This is a genomic window from Actinomadura rudentiformis, assembly GCF_008923185.1.
Taxonomy (GTDB): Bacteria; Actinomycetota; Actinomycetes; order Streptosporangiales; family Streptosporangiaceae; genus Spirillospora; species Spirillospora rudentiformis.
The window spans coordinates 282,986-301,195 of record NZ_WBMT01000001.1; the positions used below are offsets into that span (position 1 = coordinate 282,986).

An 18,210-nucleotide genomic window follows, 5' to 3' on the forward strand; every position below is an offset into this window, starting at 1 on the left:
AGTCGTTTGGGACCGAACAATAGGCGCGGTCATCGCCTCCTGACAAGGACGATCGGGCGGTCAAGGGATGGCTACGCGATGGGCGATCGCGGCGATCTCGACCAGGACGGGGGGACTACAGATTCGTGTGGCACGGCTATACCTGCTCGCAGACGTTCCAGGAACGGGTGATCTCCTCGTTGGCCTCTTCTGCGGCGTCGCCGGCGATGACGACCCGGTAGTCGCGCATGTGCGCGTCGCGGGCGGTGGGCTCGACGCAGAAGTGTGCCGTGATGCGGCAGATCACGAGATTCTCGGCACGGAGGCTGCTCAGCACGGTCTCGAGCTCGGTGGCGTGGAGCCGCTGTAGCGCGATTTCTTGACCACGAAGTCGTTCGCCCGCGTCCTTGTAGTCCTGGCGGTACACGTACTGGAGATGGATGACCGGCACGTCAGCCTCGCGGGCTGCTTCGATCAGGCGGCTGCAACCGGGGATCGAGCGCCAACAGCGTGAGGTCGAACTCGCTGGTGGAGGCGCCCGGGTTCGCGGGCGTCCGGCCACAGCCGGGCGAACGATCCGTTCGGATGCAGGTAGGCGTGACGCAGCGAGGCCGCTGAGCAGGGGATCGTCGAGCGCCGGCATCGCGCTGTCGGTGACGTCGTGCCCGAGGACCTCCAGCAGCCGTCCGGCGGCCTGGACCGCGGCGACGCACTCCGGATGCGACGGCCCGCGCACCGGGGCGTTCCGTGCGCAGCCCGATCCGCAGCCGACCGGGATCGGAGTGCGAGGTGCCCACGCAGGCGACCGCCGGCGAGGACCTCCGGCTCGACGTGCGGGCCTACCTTGAGGTCCGGACGGCGTCGGCTGGACTGCCGATTACCGGTCGGCGACCGGTGCGCCGCTGGCCGGGTTGCTCCAGATCTTGTCGGCTGCCGCGGGGGAGGCGGCGAGCGCCGCGAATCCGCCACTGATCAGGCCTGCCGCCACCAACGCCACGACGATGCGCCGCATGGGTCCCTCCGGGTTCGCGATTGACGTCCTAACCCCGCAGTCTGAACCGCTGTCGATCGATCTGTGAGCGGCAGGGCTGCCAAGATTCATGGGTTTCCTGCCAGCGGGATCTCGTGGCGGACTGGAAGTGGTCGGAATCGCCGGCCCGCCCGGCGGCCAGTTCGCCTCCAGGTCAGGCGTCGGCTGTCTCGACCGCCGTGGTGGTGGTGCGGTGGATGCTGATGTCGCCGTCCGGATGATCGGGCAGGCCGCGGTCGGTGTGGTCCGCGTGGAAGAGCGCCTCGTCCAGCAGTCGCTGGACGTGGACGTTGGCGGCCGAGTAGTAGACGAAAGTGCCCTCGCGCCGGCCCTTGACCAGGCCGGCGAGCCGGAGCTTGGCCAGGTGCTGGCTGACGGCGGTGGGGTTGGCGCCGACCAGTTCGGCCAGGCAGGCGACCGAGGACTCACCCTGGAGCAGCGCCCACAGGATCTTGATCCGGGTGGGGTCGGCGAGCAGCCGGAACGACTCGGCCGCCAGATGGGCCTGTTCCTCGTTGGGCATGTCGAAGTCGGGCAACGCCTCATGCATGGCAGTCAGCTTACTCTGCTGCCCGGCTATTTGCTTATCTTCGTAGCTACGCATATAAGCTACTGCGATGGCAATTGGATACAAAGGTCAGAAGAGCGGTCCGGTCGGCAGTGCGGCGCTCACCCCGGAGGATGCGGCTCGCGAGCGGCTTCGCCTTCGTCGTACCGCACTGTGGGACCTGTCCGAGGTGCGGTGGGCGACCGCGGCGACGGTGCTGTTCGCCGCCGGGGGGCTGTCGCAGCTGGCAGGAGCCCCTGCCGCGGTCTTCTGGGCGTTGTATCTGGCGTGCTATGTCACCGGCGGATGGGAGCCTGCCTGGTCAGGCATCCAGGCACTGAAGGCCAAGGCCCTGGATGTGGACCTGCTGATGGTGGTCGCCGCGATCGGCGCGGCGGCGATCGGTCAGGTCCTGGACGGCGCGCTGCTGATCGTGATCTTCGCTACGTCGGGGGCGTTGGAGGCGCTGGCGACCCAGCGCACCGCGGACGCGGTGCGCGGCCTGTCCGATCTGGCTCCTGACCGTGCCACGCTGCTGACGCCCGAGGGCGAGAGGAGCGTGGATCCCCCCGCCCTGGCCGTGGGCGATGTGATCCTGGTTCGCCCGGGGGAACGGCTCGCGGCGGACGGCGAGGTGATCGACGGCACCAGTGAGGTCGACCAGGCCACCATCACCGGTGAAGGGCTGCCTGTCGCCAAGGGCATCGGGGACGAGGTGCTCGCCGGCACCTCCAACGGCACCGGCATGCTCCGTGTGAGGGTGAACCGGCCCGCGGGCGAGACGGTGATCGCCCGGATCGCGGCGATGGTGGAGGAGGCGTCCCGGACCAAGGCCAGGACCCAGCTGTTCGTCGAGAAGATCGAGCAGCGCTACTCGGTCGGCATGGTCGTCGCGACCCTGCTCCTGTTCACCGTCCCGCTGTTGTGGGGTGCGGAGCTGCAGGCCACGCTGCTGCGCGCGATGACCTTCATGATCGTCGCATCGCCGTGCGCGGTGGTGCTGGCCACCATGCCGCCGCTCCTGGCGGCGATCGCCAACGCGGGCCGGCACGGCGTGCTGGTCAAGTCCGCGGTCGCGATGGAGCACCTCGGCCAGTCCACGGTCGTGGCGTTCGACAAGACCGGAACCCTCACCGAAGGCACCCCCCGACTGATCGACATCCGTGTCCTGGACACCGCGCTGAGCACCGGCGAACTGCTCGCCCTTGCCGCCGCCGCCGAGAACCCCTCGGAGCATCCCTTGGCCCAAGCCGTGGTCGCGGCCGCTCGCACCGCCGGGGTGCGGGTGCGCGACGCAGAGGAGTTCGGTTCCGTTCCCGGACGCGGTGTCACCGCTCGCGTCGGCGGCCGCCTGGTGGAGATCGGCAGCCCCGGGCAGCTGCTCCGGGAGATCGACGGATCGTCTGACCTCCGTGCGGCGGTCGCCGCACTGGAGGAGGCGGGACAGACAGCGATCGTGGTCCGCGTCGATGGGAAGACAGCGGGTGTGCTGGGCCTCGCCGACCGACCCCGGCCGGACGCCGCCGCAGCCACCACGGCCGTCACCGGCCTGACCGGACGGCCACCGGTGCTGCTCAGCGGAGACAACCACCGTGCCGCCGCGCTGCTCGCGGCTCAGGTCGGCATCGTCGACGTCCAAGCCGGCCTGCTGCCGGCCGACAAGGTCTCCGCCGTACAGCGGCTCCAGCGAGAGGGGCGCCGGGTTCTGCTGGTCGGCGACGGCGTCAACGACGCCCCCGCCCTGGCGGCCGCCGACACCGGCGTCGCAATGGGCCGCGCCGGGTCGGACCTGGCTCTGGACAGCGCCGACGTCGTCATCGCCCGCGACGAGCTCACCGCCGTGCCCGCCGTGATCGCGCTGTCGCGGCGGGCCCGCCGCGTGGTGACGGCCAATCTGATCATCGCGGCGTCGTTCATCACCGTCCTGGTCGTCTGGGACCTCGCCGGACACCTGCCCCTCCCGCTCGGCGTCGCCGGGCATGAGGGTTCCACCATCATCGTCGGGCTCAACGGCCTGCGCCTGCTGCGCAGCTCTGTCTGGAACCGTTCCGTCCAGTCCTCTCAGCGCCCGCATACGGCGAGCCGGTCTACGGCGAACTGAACGCGTCGCGCATCGTCGCGATCATCAACCGGCGACACCGATCCGCGTCAGCGTCGTGGGGTGCGGAGGTGGATGCGTTCGCCCTGTTTGCCGAAGAGGCTGAGTACTTCGACGCTGCCGCGTCCGGCTGCGCCGAACCAGTGGGGGATCTGGCAGTCGAACTCGGCTGCTTCGCCGGGGCCCATGACGAAGTCGTGGTCACCGAGGGTGATGCGGAGCTGCCCGCGGAGCACGTAGAGCCATTCGTAGCTGGCGTGGGTGCGCAGGTGGGGTTCGGCGTCGTGGGCCGGGATGGTCATCTTGTAGGCGCGTGGTTCTCCCTGCTGCCGTGACAGCGGGATCAGGACTCGGCCGTCTTTGCGGGTGGGCTCCTGCGGTACGCGCGGGTCGAGGATGCGGGGTGCGGCGACGATCTCGTCCAGGGGGATGCCCAGGGCCGCGGTGATCGGCAGGAGGAGTTCCAGGCTGGGCTTGCGCTGGGCTGATTCCAGCCGCGACAGCGTGCTGGTGGAGATGCCGGTGGCCCGCGCGAGGTCGGCGAGGCTGACGCTCTTCTTCTCGCGGGCGCGCCGCAGCCGGGGAGCGATCTGCTCGATCACGGCATCGACGCTCGGTTGGTCTGCCATGGGAGCCAGTCAAGCAATGTGTCCCGGAATCGGCAACGTTGTTTGTCGAAACCGGGCGGCGCGTCCGATCCTCTCGGCGGAGGTGATCCGCATGGACGCGGCAACGGATCCAACACGGTGGGACGTGATCATCATCGGCGGCGGGGCTGCCGGGTTGTCGGCCGGGGGGTACCTGACCCGGGACGGCATGGCGCCGGGCGACTTCGTCTCGGCAGGGCAAGGCGGGTTCACCCGGTACGGCGGGTCGCTTGCGCGGGCGTCGGTGATCGATGCGCGGCGCGCGCCGGACGGCGCCATCTTCGTGGCGCCTCGCCCGGCGCCCCACGCGATCTTGACCACGCTCGGGGCGGCCAAGGAGCCGGCGAGCGGACTCGTTGACGTCGACTCCCAGGGCGCCGCGGGCGCGGGCTCGACCGCCGCCATCTACATGACCGCGTGGCTGCTTGGGCAGGAGCTGCCGGCTGCCGTCTCTCAAGACGGAGGTGCGAGCTGATGAGCACCACTGCCCAGATGTCCCGGAACGGTCGTACCAACAGGTTGCCTGCAGGTGTGTACCTGCTGAGCTTCAGCCTGTTCGCGATGGGAACGGCGGAGTTCCTGCTGGCCGGCGTGCTGCCGGCCGTGGCCACTGATCTTGAGGTCACGCTCTCTTCGGCCGGGCTCCTGATCACCGCGTTCGCGCTGGGAGTCGTGATCGGCGGACCGCCGTTCGCCGTGCTCAGTCTGCACTGGCGCCGCCGCACCGCGCTGGTGGCGACCCAGGGCGTCTTCGCGGCCAGCATCGTCGTCGGCCTGCTCGGCGGCTACCAGGTCTTGCTGCTCACCAGGTTGATCTCGGGTATCGCCTACGCGGGCTTCTTCGCCGTCGCCGCGGTGACCGCGATCAGCCTGGTGACTCCGGACCGGAACGCCCGGGCCTCCGGCGTCGTGGTCAGCGGCCTCAGCGTGGCCATGGTCGCGGGCGGTCCCGCGGGCACGCTGCTGAGCCACTTCACCGAATGGCGCGGCGGCTTCTGGGCCGTCGTCGCCCTGACGGCCACCGGGATCGTCGGTTGCCTCCTCGGACTCCCGGCCGCCGACTCCGAGACCAGACCGGCCACCAGGCCGAGTGCGTCGCGGGAGCTCGCCACGATGCGGAAACCGATGCTCTGGGGCATCTACGCGATCACTATCCTCACCACCGCCGCGTACATGATCACGTTCAACTACCTGGCGGCCATGCTCGCCGACATCACCTCCCTCTCCGAGGCCTGGATCCCGGCGATCCTCGCGCTCTTCGGGGTCGGCGCCTTCGTCGGCCTGTCCATCGGCGGCCGCGTCTCCGATCAGCGCCCGCACGTCGCCCTGCTCACCGGCGCATCGGCCATCGTGGTCCTGTCGGTGGTGATGCTCGCCGCGATCCACCAGGTCTGGGCGGTCGTGCCCACGGTGTTCCTGATCGGCGTCGCCGCGTTCGTGCTGAATCCCGCCCTCTACGGACGTGTCTTCGCCATCGCGGCCGGCGCTCCGACCCTCGCCGGCGCCACCACCGTGTCGGCGTTCCAGCTGGGCATCAGCATCACGCCCGTCCTGGCAGCCGCCTCCCTCACGCAAGGGGCCGCTCTCACCTCGGTGTGCTTGATCGGGGCCGCCCTCGCCGCGGTCGCCATCCCTGTGATCCTTCTTGACCGGGCACGGCAGACCCGCTCGACGCGCCACATCGTGCGCAGGGACCGTTCAGAACAGGACGCCTGATTGCCGGTGCAGGTGACGGCCGTCATGCCGGTGTCGGCGGCGGCCGTCATGCCGGTCCGGGTGGCGGCGTCCCTCGGTGTCACATGTGGGCCGTCGGCGGTGCTCTACAGATGTGGACGTTGTGAGGCATGGTGGTAGCGCGGCGGCTGCCGCGCTGCCGGCCGTTCAGCCTGGTGAAGGGCACGGCGTGGTGGCCCGGCGAGCCGAGCGGAAGGACGGCGAGGTGATGTCGAGTCCGCTGGGGCGAGGGGCCGTCCGATCCGATCTCGAACAGGCCTTCCGCACGGCCTATCCGCGGGTCGTCGCCGTCGCCGCCCGCGTGCTCGGGTCCCGGGACGAGGCCGAGGACGTGGCTCAGGAGGTATTCCTGACGTTCGCGCGCTCCTCGGTGCCGGCCGGAGAGGCGATGGGATGGTTGTCGGTCGCCGCAGCGCACACCGCGCTGAACCATCTGCGCTCCGGCCGTCGTCGCGCCTTGCGGGAAGAGGCCGCCGACGAGGGCGGGGCCGTCTGCCCGGACATCGCCGACACGGTGGTGACCCTCGACGAACGCCGCCGCGTGCGGGCGGCGCTGGCGCGGCTGCCCCGCAGGCAGGCCGTCGCCCTTGTCCTGCGGCACAGCGGCCTCAGCTATGCCGAGGTCGCCGCCGCTCTCGATCTTTCTCCCGGCAGCGTGGGCACCACAGTGCGACGTGCCGAGTCCGCCTTGCGCAAGGAGTTGAACCGTCATGCGTCATCCGAGTGACGGCACGCTGCGCCGGCTCCTGGACGAGCCGGACGGAGTCGCCGACGCAGATCGCGAGCATGTCAAGGGCTGCGCGGCGTGCCTGTCCGGGCTGGCGGCCGCCCAGCAGGACGCGGCGTTCGCCGGCGCGGCGCTGGAGGTCGCGTTCTCCCCGGACGTGGACGAAGGATGGCAACGCCTGGCGAACGCGGTCGCCGGCGAGGAACGGCGGTCAGGAGCCATGTCCGCCCCTGCCGCCGGGTGGCGTTCGAGGCTGCGCAGCCCAGTGGTCGCGATATTCGGGGTCGCCGCCATCCTGGGCGGGGCCGGTGTCGCGGCCGCAGCGGACTGGCTCCAGGTCTTCCGCGCCGAAAAGGTCACTCCGGTCACCGCGCCCCGGGCCGAGTTGGTGAAACTGCCTGAGCTGTCCGCCTTCGGTGACCTTGAGGTGACCGCGAAGGTGGACACGCGCCGGGTCGCCGACGCCGCCGCGGCGCAGAAGGCCACGGGTCTGTCCGTGCCGCTGGTGGTCCGGCTCCCCCGCGGCGTGACGGGAGAACCGACGTACCAGGTCGGCGGCCGGGTGAGCGGGGTGTTCACCTTCTCGGTCGAGAAGACCGCGCGCACCGTCGCGGCGGCCGGACGGACGCCGCCGCCACCACCTCGGGGCCTGGACGGCAGCCGGTTCCGGTTGGGTGCTGGTCCCGGGCTCGCCGCGATCTGGTCACAGGGCCGTCCCATACCGGCCCTGGTCGTGGCCCGCGCGGTGACACCTACCGTGCACTCCTCGGGTGTCCCGTTCGAGACGGCCCGCGATTACCTGCTGTCTCTGCCCAATTTGCCCGAGAACGTCGCGTCGCAGCTGCGCGGCTTCTCCGGCGCCGGGACGACGCTGCCCCTGTTCGTGGCGGCGGAGAAACTGACGACTTCGGGTGCCGACGTCGGCGGGGTGCCGGCCACGGTCCTCAGCTCGCGGGACGGCGCGATGGCGGCCGTGGTCTGGGTGGACGGCGGGGTCGTCACCGCGGTGGCGGGTTCACTGGGCGCCGACGAGGTGTTGTCGGTGGCCAGAGGGCTGCGGTGGGGCCGGTGATCCGCCGCCCCGCCGCCCGCCAAGGCGCCCCCGACGACGTCTCCGGTCCCGCCGCCGAGGCCGGCGCGGAGGCCGCGGAGCGGCTGGTCGCCGGGCTCCCCGCCGCGCCGGCGGTGTGGTGCTCGGGCCTGCGCAAGCGGTACCGGCGGCGAACCGCGGTCGACGACGTGTCCTTCACCGTCGGCCGCGGCGAGGTGGTCGGCCTGCTCGGGCCGAACGGGGCGGGCAAGACCACCGTCATCAAGATCCTGCTCGGTCTGGTCCGCCCCGACGCGGGCGACGTGCTGCTGCTCGGACGGCCCGCGCGCGATCCGCAAGCCCGGGCCCGTGTCGGCTACCTCCCGGAGCTCTTCCGGTACCAGCTCTGGCTCACCGCCGCCGAGACATTGGCCCTGCACGCCCGGCTCGCGGGTGTCGCGGTGCCGGCCGGGGAACGACGCGAGTGCCTGGCCACCGTCGGCCTGGCTGATCGCGCCGGCGATCGGGTGGGCGGCTTCTCCAAGGGCATGCAGCAGCGCCTCGGCCTGGCCGTCGCGCTGGTGGCCCGCCCCGAGCTCGTCGTCCTGGACGAACCCACCAGCGCCCTGGACCCGATCGGACGCGCCGACGTGCGGGACCTGCTGCTGGCCCTCAAATCACGCCAGGTCACCGTTCTGCTCAACTCGCACCTCATCGGCGAGGTGGAGCGGGTCTGCGACCGGGTCGTCATCCTCGACAAGGGCAAGGTCGCCGCGTCCGGCACCCTGGCCGAGCTGCTCGGCCAGCGCGAGCTGCGGCTGCGGCTGGACGCGGTGAGCCCCGAGGCGAAGGAACGGCTGGCCGCCGCCGGCCGGGTCACCCGCAGCGGAGACACCTTCACCGTCGCGCTGCCCGCCGACCAGGACGTCGCCGCCGTGCCGGACCTGGTGGCCGACCTGGTCGCCCTGGGCGTGCGCGTGCACGCCGTCGAGCCAGGACGGATCAGCCTTGAGGAACGGCTGCTGGACATCCTGCGCGCCGAGCCCGGAGGGGACCGCCGATGACCGCCCGGGTCGTACTCACCGTCGCAGCCCTCACCCTCCAGGAGGCCGCGCGCCGGCGCGTGCTGCGCGCACTGGCCGTCATGACGATCGTGCTGCTCGCGCTCAGCGCCTGGGGGTTCTTCAGGCTCGACGCGAACTTCGGCACGCTCACCAGCGGAGAAGCCCGCCTGGCGACCTCCCAGGTGCTCAACCTGGTGATGTTCGGCCTGAGCCTGATCGCCGCCCTCGGCACGGCGTTCCTCGCCGGGCCCACCGTCGCCGGCGAGATCGAATCGGGAACGGCGCTGGCGATCCTGGCCCGGCCGGTCCGCCGCTCGGCGGTGCTGCTCGGCAAATGGCTGGGGCTGGTCGTCTTCGGCAGCGGGTTCGTAGCCGTCGCCGGGCTCACCCAGCTCCTCATCGTCTGGGCCACCACGGGCTACCGGCCACCCCAGCCGGTGACCGGCCTGGCTCTGCTCGCTGCCCAGACGATCGTGCTGCTCACCCTCGCCCTGCTGCTGTCCACCGTCATCTCGCCGATGGCATCGGGCATCGTGTCGGTCGGTCTCTTCGGTGCCACCTGGGTCGCGGGCGTGGTCGGGGGAGTCGGCCAGGCTCTCGGCAACCAGGGCATGGCCCAGGTCGGCACGGTCTCCCGGATGCTGCTGCCTACCGATGGCCTATGGCGCGGGGCCATGCGCGGGTTCCAGGATCCTGCCGTGCTGGCGCAGTTTCCCGCGTTCGCCGACTTCCCGTTCCTGAGCAAGGCCCCGCTCACCCCCATCTACCTCGCCTGGACCTGCCTTTGGGTCATGCTGCTGCTCGGACTCGCGGGGGTGGTCTTCCAACGCCGCGACCTGTGAGCCCGCTCACCCGCTTCCGGCAGGGATCGCGGTGGCCGGCCTGGTGCGGTGGAGGTGCCATGTGGTCAGTAGCAGGACGGTGAGGCTCACGCCGCCGATGGTGAGGTAGGCGCTTTCGCCTGTGCTGGCGTCCCAGAGGGCGTGCAGGGTGACGACTCCGGCGAAGACGAGCGCGAAGCGCAGCAGCGCCAGGGAAGGGTGCCGCCCGTTGCGGACGGCGACGAGGGCGGCGGTCGCGAGGCCGGTCCAGGCGGCGTGACCGCCGGGCTCGGCCACGGCGCGGGTGAGGAGGATGTGGGTCACCGACAACAGGTCGCCGTGCGTGCCCAGGAGGGTGACGAAGGCGTATCCCATCGTCTCGAGCGCCGCGAAGCCGCTGCCGACGGCGACGCCGAGGACGAGCCCGTCGAGGGTGCGGGTGGGGCGGCGGGCGATGATGAGGGCGGGGACGGCGAGCTTGGCCGATTCCTCGATCAACCCGATGAACGGAGTGGGGAGCGAGCCGAACGCACGGGCGATCTCGAACTCCAGGGGACCGGCCAGCACGGTGCCGATGACCCCGCCGAGGACGGCGGCGGTGGCGATGCGCGAGAAGGGCAGGGCGGTGCGCATGCCGATGCCGCCGACGAAGGTCGTGAAGGTCACCGGCACCAAGGCGGCGCCGATGAGCAGCAGCGACGGCACGTACACGGGGTTCTGGGTCACGAGCAGCGCGGCGAGGACGGCTGCGTAGAGGGCGATGCCTGTCCCGAGCACCCCCAACCAGCGGAGCCGGTGCAGGATCCCTCGGTGGCGAGGGACCTGCGGGACGGCCGGCGGCACGCCGCCGCCATACGCCGGCTCAGCGTAGGTCGACGGGCCATAGGCAGGCTGGCCGTAGGCAGGACGGCCGTACGTGGGCTGGGTCAATGCTGTCGAAGTGGCGAGCCGTTTCATGATGCCTCCTTGTGGGTTACCGCTGGCTCGGTGGCGTCCATCGGGACGGTGGCCGTCCGTCCGGCGATCTCGTACACGACCTGGCCGTCCACCGTCTCCTGTTCGAGCAGCCGTCCGGTCAGCTCGTCGAGCGCGGCGCGGTGGCGCCGGAGCAGGTCGACGGCGTGCCGCTCGGCGGTCCGCAACAGCCGCGCCACCTCGTGGTCCACCATCCGCTGGGTGGACTCGGCGTAGGGACGGTCGGGCGCCTCGACGTCCAGGTAGGTGGACGCGGGCACGGGGTAGGCGACGGGGCCCAGCCTGTCCGACAGGCCGAACTCCCGCACCATCTTCACCGCGAGCCGGGTGGCCCCGGCTAGGTCGTCGGCGGCCCCGGTCGAAGCCTGCCCGAAGACGACCAGCTCGGCGGCCCGTCCGGCGAGACGGACGGCGAGGGAGTCGGCGAGGTACTCCTCGTTGTAGAGGCGGCGTTCGTCCTCGGGGAGCTGGTGGGTGGCGCCCAGCGCCATGCCGGCGGGCAGGATGGTGACCTTGGCGACGGGGTCGGCGGCGGGGGACAGCGCGGCGACGAGGGCGTGCCCACCTTCGTGGACGGCGACGGTGTGCTGCTCGGCGGGCAACAGGGCGTTGGACTCGTCCCGCTGGCCGAGGATGAGCCGGTCGCGCGCCTGGTCGAAGTCGGCGGCGCTCAGGTCGTCGCGGTCATCGCGGGCGGCGCGCAGCGCGGCCTCGTTGACCAGGTTGGCCAGCTCGGCGCCGCTGAAGCCGGGCGTGGCGCGCGCGATCTTCGACAGGTCCACGTCCGCCGCCAGGCGCTTGCCCCGGCCGTGCACGAACAGGATGCGCTCCCGGTCGGCCAGGCTCGGCAGCGGCACCTGTATCTGCCGGTCGAAGCGGCCGGGCCGCATCAGCGCCGGGTCAAGGATCTCCGGACGGTTGGTGTTGGCCAGGACGACGACCGAGGTGTCGCCGGCGAACCCGTCCATTTCGGCCAGGAGCTGGTTGAGCGTCTGCTCGCGCTCGTCGTGGCCGGCGACCGCGCCCACGCCCCGGCGCCCGCCGATGGCGTCGATCTCGTCGATGAAGATGATGGCCGGTGCGGACTGCCGGGCCTGCGCGAACAGGTCACGGACGCGGGAGGCCCCCAGGCCTACGAACATCTCCACGAAGCCGCTGCCCTCGACCGCGAAGAACGGAACGCGGGCCTCGCCGGCGACGGCCCGGGCCAGCAGGGTCTTGCCCGTTCCCGGCGGGCCCATCAGCAGGACGCCGCGCGGCCCGCGCGCGCCGGCCCGCCGGTAGCGGTCGGGCTGCTGCAGGTACTCCACGACCTCGCGGATCTCCTGCTTGACCCCTTCGTACCCGGCGACGTCGGTGAAGCGTGTGGCGGGCCGTTCGGCATCGGCCACCCGCCCCTTGGTGCGCAGCAGCCCGCCGAGACCGCCGGAGCCGCCCCCGGTGAGCCCGCCCTGCATCCGGCGGCCGACCCAGACGATCAGTCCCAGGAACAGCAGCGTCGGCAGCAGCGAGACGATGAGCTGGCGCAGGGTGTCGCTCTGCTGGTAGGCCGACACCTGCACGCCGGTGCTCTCCAGGTGACCGGCGAGGTCCCCGGTGGTCAGCGCCCACAGCGGGGCCTGGGTGGTGAAGCGGCTGCCGTCGGCGAGCGTCCCGGTGATGGTGCCGTTGCTGCCGACCGCCACCGAGCGAACCTGGTGGCCTTCCACCTTGGTGAGCAGGGTGCTGTAGGAGATCTGCTCGGTGGTGGCGGACGCGAGCAGGTCCGGGCCGAAGAAAAGGATCGCGAAGACGGCGACTGCGGCGACGAGCGGCCGGACGCGCCGGAACCATGGCGGCTGATGCGGCGTGGGCGGCTGCCCCGGCCCGGTGCCCGGCTCCCGGGGCGTCGGGCCCCGGTGCGCGGGGCCGGCTGGACGGCGCCGGGCCCGGGCCCACCGGAGTGCGGTGGCGACGAGGTTCATGGGACCCCCTTGTGGGCGGGTGTCGTGGAGGAACGGGCTGGTGGGCCCGGTTGAGATTCAGGATGCCGACCGCTGGATGAGAGAAAGATGAATGCCGTCTCCGCCACGTGAGCGCGGCCGGACGGCAGGATCCCGCAGCCGTGGAGCACCACGGCCGGTGTGCGGAACGGAGATGGACGCTCGGCGGCGGCTCAGGCGTCGGGGTCGAGCCGGTAGCCGGCACCCCGCACGGTGCGGATCGTGTCGCGTTCGAAGGGACGGTCCACCTTGTCGCGCAGGTAGCGCACGTACACGTCGACGATGTTGGAATCGCCGTCGTAGGCGAAGTCCCAGACGTGCTCGATCAGATGGGTGCGGCTCAGCACCTCGCCGGGACGCCGCAGGAACTCGTGCAGCAGCGCGAACTCCTTGGGCGAGAGCCGGATCTCCATGCCACCGCGGTGCACCGTGCGGGTGCCCGGGTCCAGTGTCAGATCACCGGCACGCAGGACCGCCGGACGTTCGAGCGGATCGCGGCGGGTGAGCGCGCGCAGCCGGGCGAGCAGCTCGGCGATGGCGAACGGCTTGGTCAGGTAGTCGTCGGCACCCACGTCCAGGCCCCGGACCCGGTCGGCCACCGCGTCGCGGGCGGTGAGCATCAGCACCGGCGCCCACCGGCCCTTCTCCCGCATCCGGCGGCACACTTCGAAGCCGTCGGGCGGCGGGATCATGGCGTCGAGGATGACCCCGTCGTATTCGTACTCCAGCACGTGCCAGAGGGCGTCCTCGCCGTCGGCCGCGGTGTCGACCGCATAGCCCTCCCGGCGCAGGCCCCTGACCAGCAGCGCGGCCATGCCCGGGTCGTCCTCGACGACCAGCAACCTCATGGGAGCCACCCTAGAACCGCGCGGCCGCCCTGGGCACCGCTGTCCTGGCCCCGTCCGCCGGGGGACGTCCGGGTTGCGGGCGCGTCCGCCATGGACGCCCGGGCGGCGGACGCGTGTCCTGCGGTCTCCACGCGGGCGGCCAGCCGTGCGATCTCGGTGTGCAGGCGTTCCAGCTCCTGTGTGAGCTCTTCTGTCACCGCCTCGGCACGGTGGGCATTGTCCAGGTCGAACAGGGCCTGCTCACCGGCTGTGCGATCGTGCCGGCGGACCGCCATGAGCACCAGCGGCAGCTCGACCAGCGCCAGCCCCGACAGCGCCAGGGCGACGACGGCCGCGGGCCCGGCCCGGTGATCGTGCTGGACGGCCGTCACCACCGCGGCTGCGACGAGGACGATGGTCGCGCCCACGCAGACCCACGAGCCCAGCGCGTCGCGTGCGAGATCGGCGGCCCGCTCGCCCCGGCGCAGCCGGGGGCCGGACCGCACCCGGGGATGCCGCTCCCACCCGCTGCGCGGCAGCAGCGGAGCCGGCCCCGCAGGAGCCGCAGCCGATCGCGTGGTCATCCGTGGACGATTCGTTGTGTTCCTCATGGACATCACGGTGTTCCCACCTGGATGAGAACGGGATGAAAGAGTACGCGCGTCCCACCGTTCGGGGAGGTGAGAGGATCGAGACGGACGGGGGAGGTCGAGGATGCGGCTGATACCCGGCACGTTGCGCGGCCGTGTCACGCTGGTCGCCGCGGTGGGCGCGGCGGGCGTCCTGGTGATCTGCCTGGGCGTGCTTTTCGTGACCCTCGACCGGCAGCTCTGGTCGGCGCTGGACTCGGGGCTGGACTCACGCGCGGGCGACCTGGCCGCGGCCGTGCGCGCCGGCGACCTCGCCGAGCTGTCGGAGGACCCGATCGCCCAGCTGTACGCCCCTGACGGGCGGCTGATCGGCGGCTCGGCGTCCGTCCAGGGCCGGCTGCTCACCCCGCATGAGGTGCAGGAGGTGCGCGGTGCGGTGCGGACCACCCGCTCGGTGACGCTCGGACCAGGCGAAGGACGCGTCTCCGCGCGGCTGCTGTTCCAGCGCGTCACGCCCGGGGATCGTGTGCTGGCGGTCGGCGTGTCGGCCGAGCCGGTGCACGCGGCACGCGACCGGCTCGCCCTTGTCCTGTTCGTCGCGGCGCCGCCGCTGGTCGGTCTGCTCGCGCTGGCCGCCCGGGCCGTGGTGCGGACGGCGCTGCGTCCGGTCGGCGCGCTGACCCGGGAGGCGTCGGAGATCTCCTCGCTGGAGGCCGAACGCCGGTTGCCCGAGGTGCCCGGCGACGATGAGATCGCCCGGCTCGCCCGCACCCTCAACGGCATGCTCGCGCGGCTCCAGGTGGCAGCCGAGCGGGAACGCGCGTTCGTCGACGACGCCAGCCACGAGCTGCGCACTCCGATCGCCGTCCTGCGCGGCGAGCTGGAGCTCGCGCTGGCCGCCGCAGGCGGCGACCGGGAGGTGCTGCACTCGCTGCGCGCCGCCGCCGGCGAGGCCGACCGGCTGTCCCGGCTCGCCGAGGACCTGCTGCTGCTCGCCCGTGCCCGGGCCGGCTCGCTGATCGTCCGGACCGAGCCGGTCGACCTGCTCGACCTCGGCGCCGCCGAGGCGGACAGGCTCGGTTCGCTGTACGGACTGCGTACCGAGGTGTCCGGCGATCCGGTCGTGGTGGAGGCCGATCCCGACCGGCTGTCCCAGATCCTGGCCAACCTGGCCGCGAACAGCGCCGCGGCCGGGGCGCGCACCATCCGGATCGAGATCAGGGACGGCCGGGACGCCGTCACGCTCCGGGTCGCCGATGACGGCCCTGGATTTCCGCCCAGGCTGCTCACCGCGGCGTTCGCCCGGTTCACCCGCGGCGACGACGCCCGCGGCCGTTCCACGTCGGGCGCCGGCCTCGGCCTGTCGATCGTCCGAGCGGTGGTCACCGCGCACCGCGGGACGGTCACCGCCGACAACGGTGAGCCCCTCGGCGGCGCCGTGGTCACCGTCCGGCTGCCCCACGCCCCGTGACAGCGAGACGGTGACCGGTACGGGTCAGGAGGTCAGGAGCAGGCGGTCCTGATCTTCTTGTGGGTCGCCTCCTTGAGCCGGTAATACCGCATGCCGGTGCCCGCGCAGACATACGTGGCCACGCCCTCGTTGCCGTCGTCATGGGCGACGGTCACCCAGTTGGTGGTCCCGTCGGTACTCCGCTGCACGGTGACCGGAGCGGGACCCTCTACTCCGGGCGGGTTGCAGATGACGTTGCGGGTGCCGACGATCTTCCCGGCGTGGTGGCCGATACTGCTGGTGAATATGCAGGCGCGTGTCTCGGCGGCCTGTACGCCTGCATGGGCGGGAGGCACCGTCGCCAGCGTCAGGAGGGCGGCGGTGATGCCTGCACCTGCCAGGGCGCGGGCGGTGCTGACTCGTGTGAACCGGATCGTGCTCACGCTGTTTCTCCTCAGAGAGTAGGAATTCCCGGATGACGTGGAGCCGGTCCGTTCACGTGCACGGCACGGTGATCTGGTGGTTCGTACCCTTCAGCCGGTAGGTCCGTGTCGCCGTTCCGGTGCACTTGTAGGCGGCGCCGCCGGTGCCGGTGGCCACGACGACCCAGGTGGTCGAGTTGACGCGACGCTCGATGACGACGGGGAGGGGGTGTTCGCTGTCCGGCGGGAAGCAGTAGCGGAAGCGTTCGCCAATGACGGCCCCTTCATGCAGTTCGAGGCTGGTCATCACGTGGCAGGCGCGGGCTTCGGCGGGCGAGCCGGTGCTCGTGACCAGCGCGGCGGACAGGCCCGTGGTGAGAACGGCTCCGGCGAGCCCCGCGCGGGTGAGTTTCGTGATGTGCGTGGACATCGATGAACGGCCTTTCCTTTGTGGATGCTGTGGCCCCTTGTCTTGGCCGCCGTGTTTGCGGCCAGTGACAGTTCTACGAGGCCTTCTCAGGCCGAACATCGGTGGTCGCTACCGACTTAAGCCAGCGAAGGCGGAAGAGGGTCAGTAGATCCGCCCGCTGCCCCGGAACGTTTGATCACGGCTGGAGATCGTTTCGCGCAGCCCCGCTGACAGGCGACCAGGCGAGGATGATCATGGAAGGCACCTTCCCTGGATCAGAAAGGTCGCCATGAAACGTCCACGCACCCTCGCAGGCGTCCTGACGGCCACGGCCACCGCCGCGTGCGTCCTCGGCATCGCCGACACCGCTGAAGCCGTCCCCTACATATGCACCGACCGGGGCTACCCCAACGGCCGTCACGTCACGATCGACAACGACAACAACGGCGGTGGCGCGCATGTGGATGCGAACATCTGCTGGCGTCGCATCGGCAACGGCAACTACTACACGTTGACCCGCTACCACGTGAGGGACACCAAGGCGAACGGCGCCGGCGCGACTCCCAGGCTGGAATGGACCGGCCTCGACAGCGGCGACCCTTACTATTACGTCCCCTCGTCGCAATACCGTGCCTGGACCAGCGGCGACGTGGTCACCGCGGAGATCGAGTACAACAACATCCAGGGCCTGTACATTCGCGCCTGCCTGACCAACGCCGACAGGCCCGCCCATCACTGCGGTCCCAAGGCCTGACCTCTGCCGCGTATGTGAATGCCTGATATCGCCCGCCCCTAAGAAATATGCCTTCTTGGGGCGGGCGATCGTCATGGCCCCGTGAGCTGATCAGGTCCGGCCGGACGTGCCCGCGCCTGGCGCGTCTGATCAGAAGCCGATGATCAGGGCGTACTCGACGGCGGAGGCGGCGCTGGCGCTGCCCGCGGCCGCCAAGAGCAGGAGGAGAGCGCCGATCAAAGAGGCGATCATCAGCATCGTCTTGCGCATTGCGTACCTCCCGAACACCCGCTGGCGCGGGGTCGCATCATTCTTCTATCGCACGGTATTCGAAACGGACGCCGTTGTGGATGGGCGACGGCAACCCGCGCTCTGGCGGGGAGACTTACCGTGTACGGGTAGAGTGCGTCCGGAGGAAGATCCATGACACCACGGACCGACGCCGACGAGCTGATCGAGCAGCCCCGCGTTCCGCTGAGCCGGAGGCGGGTGCTGCGTGCCGCCGTGGAGCTCGCCGACCGCGACGGCCTCGACTCGCTCACGATGCGCAGGCTCGCGCAGGAGGTCGGGGTCGAGGCGATGTCGTTGTACCACCATGTCGCCAACAAGGAAGCGGTCTTCGACGGCGTCGTCGAGGTGATCATCGGGGAGATCATGGCGGCGGTGGAGGAGGTCCAGGCTCCGTCCCCGGACGAGGACTGGCAGGCGGCTCTGCGCGCGCGGATCCTCGCCGCCCGGGAGGTCTTCCTGCGCCATCGCTGGGCGCCGCAGGTGTTCGAAACGCGTACTTCCGCGAGCCCGGTCGTCATCGGTTACCTGGACCACGTCGTCGCCATCCTCCGGGCGGGCGGGTTCTCCTTCGATCTGGCCCATCGTGCGCTGCATGTTCTGGGCAGCCGCGCGCTCGGGTTCACTCAGGAGTTGTTCCAGCCCGACGGCGCCCAGACCGCGAACGCCGCGGCCGCTGCGATGATGGAGCAGATGGCCGACCGGTTCCCGAACATCGTCGGGATGCTGGCGGAGGCCATGCACGACGATCCCGACGGCACTCTGGGGTTCTGCGACGACCAGTTCGAGTTCGAGTTCGCGCTCGACCTGATCCTCGAAGGTCTGGAACGGCGCCGCGCCGCCGCTTCGTAACGCCT

General features: G+C 71.2%; 20 protein-coding genes. 10 read left to right on the forward strand and 10 right to left on the reverse strand.

Annotated features, from left to right (window positions below; translation table 11 throughout):
- Positions 1–136: 136 nt before the first annotated feature.
- The 3 genes from F8566_RS01390 to F8566_RS01395 form a co-directional block, all read right to left on the reverse strand.
- Positions 137–715: an isochorismatase family protein gene (locus tag F8566_RS01390; RefSeq protein WP_151557119.1), complete on the reverse strand. Its 579-nt coding sequence runs from the start codon at positions 713–715 to the stop codon at positions 137–139.
- Between the two features lie 141 nt (positions 716–856).
- A complete protein-coding gene (locus F8566_RS52140; protein ID WP_264159276.1) occupies positions 857–991 on the reverse strand; it encodes a hypothetical protein in 135 nt (44 codons plus the stop codon).
- A gap of 172 nt (positions 992–1,163) precedes the next feature.
- Positions 1,164–1,559: an ArsR/SmtB family transcription factor gene (locus tag F8566_RS01395; protein ID WP_151557121.1), complete on the reverse strand. Its 396-nt coding sequence runs from the start codon at positions 1,557–1,559 to the stop codon at positions 1,164–1,166.
- A 67-nt stretch (positions 1,560–1,626) separates the two neighbouring features.
- Between F8566_RS01395 and F8566_RS01400 the strand changes: the two genes are divergently transcribed.
- The gene (locus F8566_RS01400; protein ID WP_151557123.1) at positions 1,627–3,657 is read left to right on the forward strand and encodes a heavy metal translocating P-type ATPase; all 2,031 of its coding nucleotides are present in this window, start codon (positions 1,627–1,629) and stop codon (positions 3,655–3,657) included.
- A 47-nt stretch (positions 3,658–3,704) separates the two neighbouring features.
- Here the strand turns inward: F8566_RS01400 and F8566_RS01405 are convergent, their stop codons facing one another.
- Positions 3,705–4,283 carry a helix-turn-helix domain-containing protein gene (locus F8566_RS01405; RefSeq protein WP_151557125.1) on the reverse strand — a complete coding sequence of 193 codons (579 nt, stop codon included), beginning with the start codon at positions 4,281–4,283 and terminating at the stop codon, positions 3,705–3,707.
- Between the two features lie 91 nt (positions 4,284–4,374).
- Here F8566_RS01405 and F8566_RS01410 point away from each other — a divergent pair, with 91 nt between their 5' ends.
- From F8566_RS01410 to F8566_RS01440, 6 genes are all read left to right on the forward strand, one after another.
- Positions 4,375–4,776, forward strand: coding sequence for a hypothetical protein (locus tag F8566_RS01410; protein WP_151557127.1), 402 nt, complete (start codon positions 4,375–4,377; stop codon positions 4,774–4,776).
- Positions 4,776–6,017 carry an MFS transporter gene (locus F8566_RS01415; RefSeq protein WP_151557129.1) on the forward strand — a complete coding sequence of 414 codons (1,242 nt, stop codon included), beginning with the start codon at positions 4,776–4,778 and terminating at the stop codon, positions 6,015–6,017. The genes F8566_RS01410 and F8566_RS01415 overlap by 1 nt, the downstream gene beginning before the upstream one ends.
- A gap of 112 nt (positions 6,018–6,129) precedes the next feature.
- The gene (locus F8566_RS01420; RefSeq protein WP_225992757.1) at positions 6,130–6,762 is read left to right on the forward strand and encodes a sigma-70 family RNA polymerase sigma factor; all 633 of its coding nucleotides are present in this window, start codon (positions 6,130–6,132) and stop codon (positions 6,760–6,762) included.
- Positions 6,746–7,834: a hypothetical protein gene (locus F8566_RS01425; RefSeq protein WP_151557133.1), complete on the forward strand. Its 1,089-nt coding sequence runs from the start codon at positions 6,746–6,748 to the stop codon at positions 7,832–7,834. Before F8566_RS01420 ends, F8566_RS01425 begins: the two co-directional genes overlap by 17 nt.
- Positions 7,831–8,856: an ABC transporter ATP-binding protein gene (locus F8566_RS01435; RefSeq protein WP_225992758.1), complete on the forward strand. Its 1,026-nt coding sequence runs from the start codon at positions 7,831–7,833 to the stop codon at positions 8,854–8,856. Before F8566_RS01425 ends, F8566_RS01435 begins: the two co-directional genes overlap by 4 nt.
- Positions 8,853–9,698: an ABC transporter permease gene (locus F8566_RS01440; protein ID WP_151557135.1), complete on the forward strand. Its 846-nt coding sequence runs from the start codon at positions 8,853–8,855 to the stop codon at positions 9,696–9,698. The genes F8566_RS01435 and F8566_RS01440 overlap by 4 nt, the downstream gene beginning before the upstream one ends.
- A gap of 6 nt (positions 9,699–9,704) precedes the next feature.
- Here F8566_RS01440 and F8566_RS01445 read toward each other — a convergent pair whose 3' ends face one another.
- The 4 genes from F8566_RS01445 to F8566_RS01460 all read right to left on the reverse strand — a co-directional run bounded on the left by F8566_RS01445 (position 9,705) and on the right by F8566_RS01460 (position 14,045).
- On the reverse strand, positions 9,705–10,634 hold the full coding sequence (locus F8566_RS01445) for a PrsW family intramembrane metalloprotease (protein WP_151557136.1): 930 nt from the start codon (positions 10,632–10,634) through the stop codon (positions 9,705–9,707).
- Positions 10,631–12,616, reverse strand: coding sequence for an ATP-dependent zinc metalloprotease FtsH (gene ftsH / locus F8566_RS01450; protein WP_151557138.1), 1,986 nt, complete (start codon positions 12,614–12,616; stop codon positions 10,631–10,633). The genes F8566_RS01445 and ftsH overlap by 4 nt, the downstream gene beginning before the upstream one ends.
- 191 nt (positions 12,617–12,807) lie before the next feature.
- Positions 12,808–13,482: a response regulator transcription factor gene (locus F8566_RS01455; protein WP_151557140.1), complete on the reverse strand. Its 675-nt coding sequence runs from the start codon at positions 13,480–13,482 to the stop codon at positions 12,808–12,810.
- A complete protein-coding gene (locus F8566_RS01460) occupies positions 13,479–14,045 on the reverse strand; it encodes a DUF1003 domain-containing protein (protein WP_192809453.1) in 567 nt (188 codons plus the stop codon). Before F8566_RS01460 ends, F8566_RS01455 begins: the two co-directional genes overlap by 4 nt.
- A 130-nt stretch (positions 14,046–14,175) precedes the next feature.
- Here F8566_RS01460 and F8566_RS01465 point away from each other — a divergent pair, with 130 nt between their 5' ends.
- Entirely contained in the window at positions 14,176–15,522 is a 1,347-nt protein-coding gene (locus F8566_RS01465; protein WP_151557144.1) for a sensor histidine kinase, read from the forward strand.
- 32 nt (positions 15,523–15,554) lie between these two features.
- Here F8566_RS01465 and F8566_RS01470 read toward each other — a convergent pair whose 3' ends face one another.
- Both F8566_RS01470 and F8566_RS01475 read right to left on the reverse strand, forming a co-directional pair.
- Positions 15,555–15,944 carry a hypothetical protein gene (locus F8566_RS01470; RefSeq protein WP_151557146.1) on the reverse strand — a complete coding sequence of 130 codons (390 nt, stop codon included), beginning with the start codon at positions 15,942–15,944 and terminating at the stop codon, positions 15,555–15,557.
- A gap of 52 nt (positions 15,945–15,996) precedes the next feature.
- Positions 15,997–16,353 carry a hypothetical protein gene (locus F8566_RS01475; protein ID WP_151557148.1) on the reverse strand — a complete coding sequence of 119 codons (357 nt, stop codon included), beginning with the start codon at positions 16,351–16,353 and terminating at the stop codon, positions 15,997–15,999.
- Between the two features lie 268 nt (positions 16,354–16,621).
- Between F8566_RS01475 and F8566_RS01480 the strand changes: the two genes are divergently transcribed.
- Both F8566_RS01480 and F8566_RS01485 read left to right on the forward strand, forming a co-directional pair.
- Positions 16,622–17,086 carry a hypothetical protein gene (locus F8566_RS01480; protein ID WP_151557150.1) on the forward strand — a complete coding sequence of 155 codons (465 nt, stop codon included), beginning with the start codon at positions 16,622–16,624 and terminating at the stop codon, positions 17,084–17,086.
- A 402-nt stretch (positions 17,087–17,488) separates the two neighbouring features.
- Complete coding sequence (locus tag F8566_RS01485) at positions 17,489–18,205, forward strand: TetR/AcrR family transcriptional regulator C-terminal domain-containing protein (RefSeq protein ID WP_151557152.1); 717 nt, start codon at positions 17,489–17,491, stop codon at positions 18,203–18,205.
- Positions 18,206–18,210 lie beyond the last annotated feature (5 nt).